The following is a 12895-nucleotide window of genomic DNA, read 5'->3' on the forward strand; positions in this document are numbered from 1 at the left end:
GCACGCGGGGCCGATTCGCACCGGCCGAGGTCTGCCCAAGGCAACCCCTAGAGTCTAGGGGACGACCAGCTCAGAGCCAAATTCTGCTTCGGCGGCATCGAGATCAGGAAATTCTGCACCTAAAACGGCGGCGGATCGTCGTCGGGACCGTAGACGGTGGGCCAGGAGCACGTCGCCGGCAGGGCCCGCCGGGCCAGCCGGGCGTCGCGGTTGTGTTTGCGTTCTCCGGCGATGCGGGCGGCGCGGTCTTGGGTGCGGGTGCGGCGGCGTTGGGGCATCATCGCGGTGCGCTCGCCGCAGGGTTCGGGCCGCGGCGCAGCGGGCGCGGGGAGGTCGCCGGTGGGCGCGCACAAGCTGGGAAACAACAGCGCACTACCCGGGGTGGTCACATAAGTCTGACCCGCCGGGGAGGTGAAGATCAGCGTGCCATCGGGCAGCTGTTGGTCACGCCAGCCCCAAAACGTTTTCACCAAATGATGCGTACGACACAGCGCCTTGAGGTTCGAGGCATGCGTGGGCCCACCGGCGGCGTACGGGATGGTGTGGTCCACATCGCAGGCGGTGGCCGGGCGATCACAGCCGGGCCAGCGACACGTCAGATCCCGACACCGCACGAAATCGGCCAACGCCCGCGAGGGCACATACCCCGCCTCCGGCGGCGCATCGGCGGGATGGGCCAACGGCACCAGCCGCGCCGAGGCCGCCAACTCGGCCAGCACCTCCGGCGGGATCAATCCCTCGGCACCGATCTGCACGCCCGGCGCCCACCCCGCGCTGGTCTGCGGGGCGATCACATGAATCACCACCGGGCCCGCGGCCCGGCCCCCGGCCGCACAATCCGAGCGGCCGCAACGACACCCCAACCAGTCGGCGTCGGCGGCCAACGCCCCCAACGCATCAGCGCGGCGCTGCTCCCGAGTCCGTGGGTCATGCGCACACACCGTGGCCGCCAACGCATCCAGGCGCCGATCCAACGCGTGCGCATCCGGGGCGTACAGGGTGCCCTCCAGATGCGCCAGCCCATCGCCCATGTCGGCCATCCACACCTGCCGGCCGGCCACGCGCTCCTGGCGCCGGCGCACCGCATCCACATCCGCCTTGGCCACGATCTTGTCGACCTGGGCGGCCAACCGGCCCTGACTCAACGACGGCCAGCGGCCCACCGTGGCCGCCAACACCGCGTCCACCGAACGCAACACATCGAGGTCGGTAATCAGATCCGTGCGGAACACAATGGTCTGAAACATCCGGTAATCGATATCCCCGGCGGCAAACACCGCCCCCACTTTCGGCAGGCGTTCGCGCATCGCGCGGGCATAACGCACCCGGCTCGCGGCCAGGCCCTGGCCGATCCGCAACTGCGCGCCCACCTCCGCGGCCACCGCCGCCTCGGTGTCCACCGCCCACTCCTCGCTCTCCGCACAGCGCGAGAGCCGATAGGCAAACAACTCCCCGACCGCCACCAACTGCGCCGCCGCCGCCCGATTCTCCACGCGCGCCACAACCCCGATCTGTTCCAACAGGGCCGCCGACTCCGGCGTCGACGACGGATGACACCGCTCAACGAGCTCATCAAGCTCCGCGATCACCGCACGCCGCCGCACCTCATCGAACATACATTCGACTATGCCACAGGGGTCCGACAAGCCGCCCGGCCTAGCCCGACCGCGAATCCGCCACGCAGCGAAACCCGATGTGGGTGGTCGCGGAGTCCTGCGATTGCGGGGACCGGGCCGCCGGCCGGTATCGGTGGCAGTACTCCGGCGCGCACAGGTGGCTGCCGCCCTTCAACGTCTGGCTGACGGACGGGTCGGCGGGGCCCGGCGGGGTGCAGCACGCCTTGGGCGGCGAATGGAGCCGATGGTGCGGCGAGAATTCGGTGGCGGTCCATTCCCAGACGTTGCCGATCATGTCGACGAGGCCGAACGCGTTGGGCGCAAACGTGCCCACCGGCGAGGTCCCCACCCAGCCGAGCGCCCCGTCATTGCGGTAGGGGAAGCTGCCCTGCCAGGTGTTGGCCATCAGCCGGCCATCGCTGGTGACCTCGTCACCCCACGAGTACGTCGTGGTGCTTCCGGCGCGGGCCGCGTACTCCCACTCGGCCTCGGTCGGCAGCCGCCGCCCCGCCCAGCGCGCGTAGGCGGCCGCGTCGGGGTAGGCGACCTGCACCACCGGGTGATCGCCGCGGTCGGCCACGTCGCTGTCGGGCCCGAACGGATGACGCCAGCTCGCGCCCGGCACCCACTGCCACCACTGTCGCCAGTCACGCAGGTCCACCGGCCCCGGCGTCGGCCGGAAAACCATTGCGCCCGGGCACAGATCGTCGGGATCCGCACCGGGAAACAGCGCCGGGTCGATCGGTTGCTCGGCCACCGTGAGATACCCGGTGGCGTCGACGAATTCGGCGAACTGCGCATTGGTCACCGGGTGCCGTTCCACCGCAAGGGGACCGATGGTGACCGTATGGATCGGCGCCTCTTCCGGGTAGAAGCTGGTCGAGCCCATGCGGAATGACCCGCCGGGGAGGTCGACCAGTTCGCTCAGCACCAGTCCAGGGTATGACGAACCCCGCTCGATCGATCCAGGCGTCGCCGGCGCTCGCTCGCGCGGCCGCGTCAGTCGCGCGAAAAGGCCAGCGCGATCTCGGTTTCCACGTCCCGATAGGGCCGGCCGGACAGGTCGACGGTGACCTGGGCAATGGTCCCGCCGGTGAACGCGAACGGCGCCTTGAAGCGACTGGACACACCCGATCCGCCGTTGCGACCGACGGTGATGCCGGCGCCCGCCAACCCGAAGGTGCCGGGGTGGGTGCTCACCCCGGCGAGCGTGCCGACGACCTCGTCATCGATGAACAGCGTCAGGTCACCGAGCGGCGTATGACTGTTTTCGACCGTGCCGGTCCGCGAATAGCTGGCGCCGAACAGATGCCTGCCCAACGGCACGGCCTGCGCCGAGGAGACCTCCTGCTGGCGCTCGCCGAGGAAGTTGTACACGTAATGCAGCCGCCCGTCCTGGATGAACAACACGTGCCCGCCGTGCGCGCCGCCCTGCTTGAACAGCACACCCTCGGCGCCGGTGGTATCGATGGTCACCTCGGCCAGCACCGAGAACGAGCGGCCGCGGATCTCGGCGGCGGCGCCGATGCTCACGTCCGCGCAATCGGGATAGTAGACGTAGCTGGACCGTTCGCCGACCAGATACGGCCGCGACCGCCCCAGGGTCTCCAGGATGTTGAAATCCGAGAGCGGCAGCCCGTTGTACTTGGCGGCCTCCGAGAACCACAACGCCTTGAGTTCCTCGAGTTTCTCCGGCTTTTGGGCCGCAAGGTCGTGGCACTGGCTGCGGTCGGCCTCGATGTGGAACAGCTCCCAGCGATCGGCGTCGAAATGCGACCAGCCGGCCGGTGTGGCCGCGTGCACCGTGTTGGCGAACCAGCCCTCGTGCCAGATCCCGCGGGTACCCAGCATGGTGTAGAACTGGGTGTTCTTGCCGGTGGTGGCCTTCGGATCGTCAAGTGCCGCTTTGAAACTCACGCCATCCAGTGGCTTCTGTGCGATGCCCTTGACCGTTTCCGGCGGTGTCAGGCCGAGCAGGTCATAGACGGTCGGCGTGATGTCGCAGACGTTGATGTAGTTGTCGCGGACCTCGCCGTGCGCGGCAATCCCGTTGGGCCAGGAGATGATTGCGGTGTCGGCGATCCCGCCCTCGTGGGAGGCGTAGCGCTTGTAGAGCTTGTAGGGCGTGTTGAACGCCATCGCCCACCCGATCGGGTAGTGGTTGTAGGTCTGCGGCCCGCCGAGATGCTCGAACAGCTTCATGCTTTCTTCGACCGTGTCGATGTAGCCGTTGAAGAACTTGCCCTCGTTGACCGAGCCGTTGGGCCCGCCCTCGCCGCTGGCGCCGTTGTCGGAGATCACCACGATGATGGTGTTGTCGAGCTGGCCCGATTCCTCGAGATAGTCCAGGATCCGGCCGATCTGGGCGTCGGTGTAGCTCAGGAACCCGGCGAACACCTCGGCCATCCGGGAAAACAGCCTCTTCTCGTCGTCATTCAGGGAATCCCAGGGTCGCACCGTGTCCTGCAGGGGCCACTCCTGGCCGTCGGGACCCTTCACGTCGAGGTACGGGTTGACCGGCGACAGTTCGGTGTCGCCCGGCACGATGCCCATCGACTTCTGCCGCTCCAGCACGATCTCGCGGTAGCGCTCGTAGCCCATGTCGAAGCGGCCCGCGTAGCGGTCGGCCCATTGCTTGAAGACGTGATGCGGCGCGTGCCCGGCGCCGGGGCACACGTAGGAGAACCACGGCTTTTCCGGCGCAATCACTTTGGCGTCGCGGATGAATTCGATCGTCTTGTCGGCGAGGTCCTTTGACAGGTGGTAGCCGTCCTCCGGGGTGGCCGGCGGGCTGACCGGGTGGTTGTCGTACACCAGGTCGGGATACCACTGGTCGGTCTCCCCGCCCAGGAACCCGTAGAACCGTTCGAAGCCGCGCGAGAGCGGCCAGTGCCGCTTTGTCGACGCCAGGTTCGATTCCTCCAGCGGCGTCAGGTGCCACTTGCCCACGCAGTAGGTGTTGTATCCCGCCTCGGCGAGGGCCTCGGACAGCAGGGCGGTGTCGAACGGGATGCGACCGTTGGCGTTGGGGAAGCCCTCGGTGAACTCCTCGATGGTGGCCATGCCGACGGTCGTGGCGTTGCGCCCGGTGAGCAGCGACGCCCGGGTGGGCGAACACAGCGCGGTGGTGTGAAACTGCGAAAGCCGGACGCCGCGTTCGGCGATACGCGACATGGCCGGCATCTCGACCAGGCCGCCGAAGCAGTCCCAGGTCGCGATGCCGGTGTCATCCCAGACCAGATAGAGGACGTTCGGTGCGTCCTGCGGCGCGGTCGGCGCGGCGTAGGGACCCCAATCCGGTTCGGAATCCCGGATATCGAGCTCGATCTTGCCGTTGAAGGCTCGCGAGTCAGTGGACATGCGCCGAGCGTAACGCCACCGCGAGAATTCGGCCGTTCTTTCGCAGTGAGGTCACGCTCGGCGAACGCACATACGCGTGAGGGCTTACTTCGCCTTTTCCAGAATCTCGACGAGCCGCCAGCGCTTGGTCGCCGACGTCGGGCGCGTCTCCATCAGCGAGACGCGGTCGCCGATCCCGGCGGCGCTGTTCTCGTCGTGCGCCTTGACCTTCTTGGTGGTCCGGATGATCTTGCCGTACAGCGGGTGACGGACGCGGTCTTCCAGTTCGACCACGATTGTCTTCTGCATCTTGTCGCTCACCACGTAACCGATGCGCATCTTGCGGCGGCCACGCACCTTCGGGTTCGCGGGAGTGTGCTTGGGGCCCTTGTCCTTCGACGCGGCTTGGGCTGCGGCGGCCTTCTTGGGGGCGGCCTTCTTGGCTTCTGCCATCACGATTCCTTACCATCCGGCCCGGAAGCCAGGCCGAGTTCTCGTTCGCGCAGCACGGTGTAGACGCGCGCGATCTCCTGACGCACGGTGCGAAGCCGGCGGTTGTTGGTGAGCTGGCCGGTCGCCATCTGGAAGCGCAGGTTGAACAGCTCCTCCTTGGACTCGCGCAACCGCTCGGTCAGCTCCTCGTCGGTGAGCTCGCGCAGTTCGCCCGGCGAAATTCCCACTGCCATCAGAACTGATCCTCTCGAGTCACGATGCGCGCCTTGATCGGCAACTTGTGGATTGCGCGGGTGAGCGCCGCGCGGGCGATCTGCTCGTTGGGGTAGCTGAGCTCGAACAGCACCCGGCCCGGCTTGACGTTGACGACCCACCACTCCGGCGAACCCTTACCCGAACCCATCCGGGTTTCCGCGGGCTTCTTGGTCAGCGGGCGGTCGGGGAACACGTTGATCCACACCTTGCCGCCACGCTTGATGTGCCGGTTGATGGCGATACGAGCGGACTCGATCTGCCGGTTGGTGACGTACGCGTGCTCCAGGGCCTGGATGCCGTAGTCGCCGAAGTTCACCGCCGTGCCACCGCTGGCGATGCCGCGCTGGCGGGGGTGGTGCTGCTTGCGGTGTTTAACTCTGCGTGGAATCAACATGATTCAGCTCTCCGTGCTTTGCGGTTCTGCAGCGGGTGCGGCGGCCGCGGCGCCCTCTTCGGCGCTGGCGGCCCGGCCGGCCTCGGTGCTGGTGGCCGTGGTGCCTGAGGCGCCACTGCGGCGCGGGCGGGTGCCCGACGGGCGCTCGCGGCGGGAACGCTCGGCGCCCGCGGGGGCGGCGGCGGCCAGTTCGCGCTTGCCACCGACGATGTCGCCCTTGTAGATCCACACCTTCACGCCGATCCGGCCGAAGGTGGTCTTGGCCTCGTACAGGCCGTAGTCGATGTCGGCGCGCAGCGTGTGCAGCGGCACCCGGCCCTCGCGGTAGAACTCCGAGCGGCTCATCTCGGCGCCGCCGAGACGGCCGGAGCACTGCACGCGGATGCCCTTGACGTTGGGCTGGCGCATCGCCGACTGGATGGCCTTGCGCATCGCCCGGCGGAACGCCACGCGGTTGCTCAGCTGCTCGGCGACGCCCTGGGCCACCAATTGCGCTTGGGACTCAGGGTTTCTGACCTCGAGGATGTTGAGCTGCACCTGCTTGCCGGTCAGCTTCTCCAGGTCGGCGCGGATCCGGTCGGCCTCGGTGCCGCGGCGACCGATGACGATGCCCGGGCGCGCGGTGTGGATGTCCACCCGGACGCGGTCGCGGGTGCGCTCGATCTCCACGTCGGCGATCCCGGCCCGCTCCAGGCCGGTCGACAGCAGCCGCCGGATCGCGACGTCTTCCTTGACGTAGTCCGAGTACTGCTTGTCGGCGTACCAGCGGGACTTCCAGTCGGTCGTGATGCCCAGCCGGAAGCCGTGCGGATTGATCTTCTGGCCCACTAGTCTGAGCCTCCCTTCGCGTCAGAAGTCTCAGACGTCTTGGCTTCGGCCTTCGGTGCGGCCTTCTTCGCGGGCGCTTTTGCCGCGGCCTTCTTGGCGGGCGCCTTGCTGGCCGGCGCCTTGGTGGCCGGGGCCTTCTTGGCGGCGGCCTTGCTCGCCTCGGCGCGGCGGGCCCGGGTCGACTTCGCCGACCGCTGGTCCTTGGCCGGGCGGCTCTCCACCACGACCGTGATGTGGCTGGTGCGCTTGCGAATCCGGAACGCGCGGCCCTGGGCGCGCGGCCGGATGCGCTTGGCGGTGGGGCCCTCGTCGGCGTAGACGGTGGCGACCACCAGGGTCGACGGGTCCAGCCCGTTGTTGTTCTGCGCGTTGGCCGCGGCGCTGGCGATCACCTTGGCCACCGGCTCGCTTGCGGCCTGCGGCGCCCAGCGCAGGATGTCGAGCGCGTCGGCCACCGAGCGGCCGCGCACCAGGTCGATCACCCGTCGCGCCTTTCTCGGCGACACCCGCACGAAGCGCGCTTTGGCCACCGCCGAGGGAAATTCAGTCGTGGTCATCGCCGTTTGGCCTTCCGGTCGTCCTTGATGTGTCCCTTGAAGGTGCGGGTGGGGGCGAATTCACCAAGCTTGTGGCCGACCATCGACTCGGTGACGAACACCGGGACGTGCTTGCGTCCGTCGTGGACCGCGAACGTGTGGCCGATGAAGTCAGGAATGATCGTCGAACGGCGCGACCATGTCTTGATCACCTGTTTGGTGTTCTTCTCGTTCTGCGTATCCACCTTCTTGAGCAGGTGGCCATCGACGAACGGGCCCTTCTTCAGGCTGCGTGGCATGTGCTACTCCTGACTTCCCTAGCGACCGTGCTTCTTGCCGGTGCGCCGGCGTCGGACAATGAGCTTGTTGCTGGCCTTGTTGGGATGGCGGGTGCGGCCCTCGGGCTTGCCCCACGGGCTCACCGGGTGGCGACCACCGGAGGTCTTGCCCTCACCACCACCGTGCGGGTGATCCACCGGGTTCATGACCACACCACGGACCGAAGGGCGCTTGCCCTTCCACCGCATGCGGCCGGCCTTCCCCCAGTTGATGTTCGCCTGCTCGGCGTTGCCCACCTCGCCGACGGTGGCGCGGCAACGCACGTCGACGCGACGGATCTCGCCGCTGGGCATACGCAGCGACGCGTAGGTGCCCTCCTTGCCGAGCAACTGAATGCTCGCGCCGGCCGACCGCGCCAGCTTGGCGCCACCGCCCGGCCGCAGTTCCACGGCGTGGATCACGGTACCGGCCGGGATGTTGCGCAGCGGCAGGTTGTTGCCCGGCTTGATGTCCGCGTTCGGACCCGTTTCCACCACGTCGCCCTGCGAAAGTCCCTGCGGCGCAATGATGTAGCGCTTCTCACCGTCCAGGAAGTGCAGCAGCGCGATGTTGGCGGTCCGGTTGGGGTCGTATTCGATGTGGGCGACCTTGGCGTTGACGCCGTCCTTGTCGTTGCGACGGAAGTCGATCACCCGGTAGGCGCGCTTGTGGCCGCCACCCTTGTGGCGGGTGGTGATGCGGCCGTGCGCGTTACGCCCACCGTGGCCGTGCAGCGGCCGAACCAACGACTTCTCCGGGGTGGAACGGGTGACCTCGGAGAAATCGGACACGCTTGCGCCGCGACGGCCGGGGCTCGTCGGCTTGTACTTACGAATTGCCATGTCTAATCAGGTCTTCCTCGTCGTCGGGCTAGCTCGGTGCGCCGAAGAGATCGATCGGCTTGCTACCCGGCGCCAGCGTGACGATGGCCCGCTTGGTGCTCTTGCGCTTGCCGAACCCGGTCCTGGTGCGCTTGCGCTTACCCTGCCGGTTCGCGGTGTTCACCGATGCGACCTTGACGGAGAAGATCTTCTCGATCGCGATCTTGATCTGCGTCTTGTTCGAATCGGGGTGCACCACGAACGTGTACACGTTGTCATCGAGGAGCGAATAGGACTTCTCCGAGATGACCGGGGCCAAGATGATGTCGCGGGGGTCAGTGACGGTCGCCATCAGGCCGAAACCTCCTCGGGAGTACCGGTGTTGGCGCTGATGTAGGCGTTGAGGGCCTCCACGGAAAACACCACGTCGTCGGAGCGGAGCACGTCATAGGTGTTGAGCTGGCCGGGCGTCAGGATGTGCACACCGGGCAGGTTGCGCACGCTCTTGGCGCCCGCCTCGTCGCTGCGTCCGATCACGACCAGCACCTGCTTGCGGTCGGTCAGCGCGCCCAGGAACGCCTTGGCGCTCTTGGTCGACGGGGTCTGGCCGGCGACGATTTCGGTGACCGCGTGGATGCGCCCGTTGCGCGCCCGGTCGGACAGCGCACCGCGCAACGCCGCGGCGATCATCTTCTTGGGCGTGCGCTGGCTGTAGTCACGCGGCTTGGGGCCGTGCACGACGCCACCACCGGTGAACTGCGGGGCCCGCGTGGAACCCTGCCGGGCGCGGCCGGTTCCCTTCTGCCGGTAAGGCTTACGGCCACCGCCGCTGACGTCGCCGCGCGTCTTGGTCGAGTGCGTGCCCTGGCGCGCCGCCGCCCGCTGGGCGGTGACGACCTGGTGCATCAGCGCGATATTGGCCGGGGCGTCGAACAATTCGGCCGGCAACTCGATCGAGCCTTCGACCTTGCCGGCCGGTGTCTTGACGTCGATCTTGAGCGTCTTGGAACCTTGTGCTGCCATCACTTCTCACCTCGTTTGACCGCGCTGCGGACCACCACGAGTCCACCGGTGCGGCCGGGGACCGCACCCTTGATCAGCAGCACGCCGTTCTCGGTATCGACCTTGTGCACCAACAGGTTTTGGACGGTCACCCGGTCGTTACCCATCCGGCCCGCCATCCGCGTGCCCTTGAACACGCGGGCGGGGGTGGCGCAACCACCGATGGAACCCGGGCGACGGTGCACCGCCTGGGCACCGTGACTGGCGCCCTGACCACGGAAGCCGTGGCGCTTCATGGTGCCGGCGAAGCCCTTCCCCTTGGAGGTTCCGGTGACGTCGACGTAGCTGCCGTCGGTGAAGATCTCGGCCGTCAGCTCCTGGCCGACCTGGTATTCCGCCGCCGCGTCCGGGTTGTCCAGCCGCAGCTCGGCCAAGAACCGGCGCGGGTTGACGCCCGCGGCCGCGTACTGACCGGTCACCGGCTTGTTGACCTTGCGCGGACTGATCTCGCCGTACGCCAGCTGCACGGCGCTGTAGCCGTCCTGCTCCGGCGTGCGGATGCGGGTCACCACGTTCGGCCCGGCCTTGACGACCGTCACCGGCACAATCCTGTTGTTCTCGTCGAATACCTGCGTCATGCCCAGCTTGGTACCGAGAATGCCCTTACGCGCCATTGCTCTGTAACCCCCTACTGGATGTTGACGTCGACACTGGCCGGAAGGTCGATGCGCATCAGCGCGTCAACGGTCTTCGGCGTCGGGTCGAGGATGTCGATCAGCCGCTTGTGCGTGCGCATCTCGAAGTGCTCCCGCGAGTCCTTGTACTTGTGCGGAGAGCGGATGACGCAATACACATTCTTCTCGGTCGGCAGCGGCACCGGCCCTACGACGCTGGCACCCGTGCGGACGACGGTCTCGACGATCTTGCGCGCCGACGCGTCGATAGCCTCATGGTCGTAGGCCTTAAGCCTGATGCGGATCTTCTGTCCCGCCACGCTTCTCCTACCCTCGCTCCTGTTGAGGCCCGGTTTCCGGGCTCAAATAATCCATGTCCTCAGTGCCACCGGCGCGCCGATCGGGCCGGCCGATGTTGGCCGATCGAGCGTTGCGCCGGATAGTGCGCCGCTGTTTACCTGTCGTGGTCCACCGGCCCCCGCGGTCGGGTGTGTCACCCTCACGCGGCCTCGGCGCGCCGATTTCACGATCGAAATTCGTCGCACTCGAAGGATGGGACCGGACGCGCCCGTTTGGACGCTGGTCGTATGCCCGACCAGGCGCAAACCCGGCTCAAGGCAACCTGAACAGTATGCCCTAGATCGGGGCCCGAACAAAATTCGGGCGAGATGCCGGGCCCAATCCGCCACGGCCGGCCCGGACGTCGTCGCTACGCGACGCTAACGCCCAGGTCAGAGGCCTTGAGATGGCCGGTGCCGGGGCCAAGACTAGTGCCATGAGCACACCGACCGTCGATCCGGAAACCGCGCAGGCCGTCAAGGTGTTCGCCGACCCCACCGCGTACGCCGACGAGCCGCGGCTGCATGCGGCGCTGACGCACCTGCGCGCGCACGCACCGGTGTCGTTGGTCGACTGTCCGCCGTACCGGCCGTTCTGGGCGATCACCAAGCACGCCGACGTCATGGAGATCGAGCGGGCCAACGACCTGTTCCTCAACGAGCCGCGGCCGTTGCTGGCCCCCGCCGAGGCCGACGACTTCGCGCGCGCCCAGCTGGACGCCGGGATGGGCCTGCGCACCCTGATCCACATGGACGACCCCCGGCACCGGGTGGTGCGCGCGATCGGTGCCGACTGGTTTCGACCCAAGGCCATGCGCGCGCTGAAGGTCAGGGTCGACGAGCTGGCCAAGAGCTACGTCGACAAGATGATGGCCGCGGGCGGCGAATGCGATTTCGTGCAGGAGGTCGCCGTGAACTATCCGCTGTACGTGATCTTGTCGCTGCTGGGCCTGCCGGAATCGGATTTCCCGCGGATGCTCAGACTCACCCAGGAACTGTTCGGCGGCGACGACGAGGAATTCAAGCGGGGCACCACGCCCGAGGAGCAGATGCAGATCCTGCTCGACTTCTTCAGCTACTTCAGCGATCTCACCGCGGCGCGGCGGGCCCGCCCCACCGACGACCTGGCGTCGGCGATCGCCAACGCGCGCGTCGACGGCGAGCCGCTGTCGGACGTCGACACGGCCTCCTATTACGTCATCATCGCGACCGCCGGGCATGACACCACGAGCGCCACCATCGCCGGCGGGCTGCAGGCGCTGATCGAAAACCCCGACCAGCGCGCCCGGTTGACCGCCGACCCCGCACTGATGCCGCTGGCGACCGAGGAGATGATCCGCTGGGTGACGCCGGTCAAAGAGTTCATGCGCACCGCGGTCGCCGACACCGCCGTTCGCGGGGTGCCGATCGCCGCGGGCGAATCGGTGTATCTGTCCTACGTGTCGGCGAACCGCGACGAGGAGGTGTTCGACGACCCGTTCCGGTTCGATGTCGGCCGAGACCCCAACAAGCACTTGGCCTTTGGCTACGGCGTGCACTTCTGCCTGGGCGCCGCGCTGGCCCGCATGGAGGTGAACAGCTTCTTCACCGAACTGTTGCCCCGGCTGGAGTCCGTCGAGTGCGCCGGGGAACCCGAACTCGTCGCCACCACGTTCGTGGGTGGTCTCAAGCACCTGCCGATTCGGTATTCGCTGCGTTAGCCCGATTGGTCTGGACGTGGAGGAAGCCGTCGACCGCCGCCAGCGCGCATTCGCGGTAGTCGAAATCGGGCAGGGTGGACAGGCGGCCCAGCACCAGGGGTCCGATGAGCATGGCGATCGCCCGGGATCGGTCCACCTCGCCCAGCTCGGCGGCCTCCGGGCTGTCGAAGATGACGTCGAACGGCTCCGCGTACTGCTGAGCGATCCGCTCGCGCAGGGTGGTGATCGCCGCGCTGTCGGCGTTGGCGCTGTGCCGGGGTTCGGGCAGCCCCTCCAGGTCACGCCCCAGTGCCAGCCAGGACATCGCCGTCATGAGGGTGGGCGCGTGGGCCACGGATTCGGCCTGGGCCAACACCACCGCGACCAGCCGGTCCCGCAGCGACCCCTCGGCCGGCGGGGTCGGTGACGCCGGTATCAGGCTGTTGAAAGCCGCTGCCAGCAAGTCGTTTCCGCTCGGGAAGTGGCGATACAGGGTCGCCCTGGCCACGTTGGCGGTGCGGGTGACCGCGTCGACCGTCACCGCGCTGGGACCCCCGGCCCGCAGCAGCGTGACGGCGGCGTCCAGCAGCCTGGCCCGCGACCTCGCGGGGCGCGGGTCGGTCGTCCCGGCGGTAATGGCGA

Annotated in this window: 16 protein-coding genes and 1 pseudogene; 2 read left to right on the plus strand and 15 right to left on the minus strand. The window is 67.8% G+C overall.

Annotated features, from left to right (window positions below):
- Positions 1-119 precede the first annotated feature (119 nt).
- The 14 genes from K883_RS04865 to rpsJ all read right to left on the minus strand — a co-directional run bounded on the left by K883_RS04865 (position 120) and on the right by rpsJ (position 10556).
- The gene (locus K883_RS04865) at positions 120-1616 is read right to left on the minus strand and encodes an HNH endonuclease signature motif containing protein (protein WP_036453884.1); all 1497 of its coding nucleotides are present in this window, start codon (positions 1614-1616) and stop codon (positions 120-122) included.
- Positions 1617-1656: 40 nt separating this feature from the next.
- Positions 1657-2547 carry a formylglycine-generating enzyme family protein gene (locus K883_RS04870; protein ID WP_014712390.1) on the minus strand — a complete coding sequence of 297 codons (891 nt, stop codon included), beginning with the start codon at positions 2545-2547 and terminating at the stop codon, positions 1657-1659.
- 68 nt (positions 2548-2615) lie between these two features.
- A complete protein-coding gene (locus K883_RS04875; protein WP_014712391.1) occupies positions 2616-4976 on the minus strand; it encodes an arylsulfatase in 2361 nt (786 codons plus the stop codon).
- A gap of 84 nt (positions 4977-5060) precedes the next feature.
- Positions 5061-5408 (minus strand): 30S ribosomal protein S17, encoded by a 348-nt coding sequence (gene rpsQ / locus K883_RS04880; RefSeq protein WP_008260801.1) that lies wholly within the window; start codon positions 5406-5408, stop codon positions 5061-5063.
- Positions 5408-5641 (minus strand): 50S ribosomal protein L29, encoded by a 234-nt coding sequence (gene rpmC, locus K883_RS04885; RefSeq protein ID WP_008260802.1) that lies wholly within the window; start codon positions 5639-5641, stop codon positions 5408-5410. The genes rpsQ and rpmC overlap by 1 nt, the downstream gene beginning before the upstream one ends.
- Entirely contained in the window at positions 5641-6057 is a 417-nt protein-coding gene (gene rplP / locus K883_RS04890) for a 50S ribosomal protein L16 (protein ID WP_008260803.1), read from the minus strand. Before rplP ends, rpmC begins: the two co-directional genes overlap by 1 nt.
- Positions 6058-6060: 3 nt before the next feature.
- A complete protein-coding gene (gene rpsC, locus K883_RS04895) occupies positions 6061-6885 on the minus strand; it encodes a 30S ribosomal protein S3 (protein WP_008260804.1) in 825 nt (274 codons plus the stop codon).
- On the minus strand, positions 6885-7442 hold the full coding sequence (gene rplV, locus K883_RS04900) for a 50S ribosomal protein L22 (RefSeq protein ID WP_009957089.1): 558 nt from the start codon (positions 7440-7442) through the stop codon (positions 6885-6887). Before rplV ends, rpsC begins: the two co-directional genes overlap by 1 nt.
- Complete coding sequence (rpsS, locus tag K883_RS04905; RefSeq protein ID WP_008260806.1) at positions 7439-7720, minus strand: 30S ribosomal protein S19; 282 nt, start codon at positions 7718-7720, stop codon at positions 7439-7441. Before rpsS ends, rplV begins: the two co-directional genes overlap by 4 nt.
- Positions 7721-7738: 18 nt before the next feature.
- Positions 7739-8581: a 50S ribosomal protein L2 gene (rplB, locus tag K883_RS04910; protein ID WP_008260807.1), complete on the minus strand. Its 843-nt coding sequence runs from the start codon at positions 8579-8581 to the stop codon at positions 7739-7741.
- A gap of 28 nt (positions 8582-8609) precedes the next feature.
- Positions 8610-8912 (minus strand): 50S ribosomal protein L23, encoded by a 303-nt coding sequence (gene rplW, locus K883_RS04915; protein WP_008260817.1) that lies wholly within the window; start codon positions 8910-8912, stop codon positions 8610-8612.
- The gene (rplD, locus tag K883_RS04920) at positions 8912-9583 is read right to left on the minus strand and encodes a 50S ribosomal protein L4 (RefSeq protein ID WP_008260818.1); all 672 of its coding nucleotides are present in this window, start codon (positions 9581-9583) and stop codon (positions 8912-8914) included. The genes rplW and rplD overlap by 1 nt, the downstream gene beginning before the upstream one ends.
- Positions 9583-10236 (minus strand): 50S ribosomal protein L3, encoded by a 654-nt coding sequence (rplC, locus tag K883_RS04925; RefSeq protein WP_008260820.1) that lies wholly within the window; start codon positions 10234-10236, stop codon positions 9583-9585. The genes rplD and rplC overlap by 1 nt, the downstream gene beginning before the upstream one ends.
- Before the next feature lie 14 nt (positions 10237-10250).
- Positions 10251-10556, minus strand: coding sequence for a 30S ribosomal protein S10 (gene rpsJ / locus K883_RS04930; RefSeq protein ID WP_003873519.1), 306 nt, complete (start codon positions 10554-10556; stop codon positions 10251-10253).
- Between the two features lie 110 nt (positions 10557-10666).
- On the opposite strand from rpsJ, the pseudogene K883_RS28520 reads away from it, so the two are divergent.
- Both K883_RS28520 and K883_RS04935 read left to right on the plus strand, forming a co-directional pair.
- Positions 10667-10873, plus strand: a pseudogene (locus K883_RS28520) (hypothetical protein); the annotation flags it as partial.
- Positions 10874-11011: 138 nt separating this feature from the next.
- Positions 11012-12274: a cytochrome P450 gene (locus K883_RS04935; RefSeq protein ID WP_014712393.1), complete on the plus strand. Its 1263-nt coding sequence runs from the start codon at positions 11012-11014 to the stop codon at positions 12272-12274.
- Here the strand turns inward: K883_RS04935 and K883_RS04940 are convergent.
- The gene (locus K883_RS04940; protein ID WP_170320628.1) at positions 12240-12839 is read right to left on the minus strand and encodes a TetR/AcrR family transcriptional regulator; all 600 of its coding nucleotides are present in this window, start codon (positions 12837-12839) and stop codon (positions 12240-12242) included. The two genes, K883_RS04935 and K883_RS04940, sit on opposite strands and share 35 nt — an antisense overlap.
- Positions 12840-12895 lie beyond the last annotated feature (56 nt).

The sequence above is a fragment of the Mycobacterium sp. TKK-01-0059 genome, assembly GCF_000709305.1.
Classification (GTDB): Bacteria; Actinomycetota; Actinomycetes; order Mycobacteriales; family Mycobacteriaceae; genus Mycobacterium; species Mycobacterium intracellulare.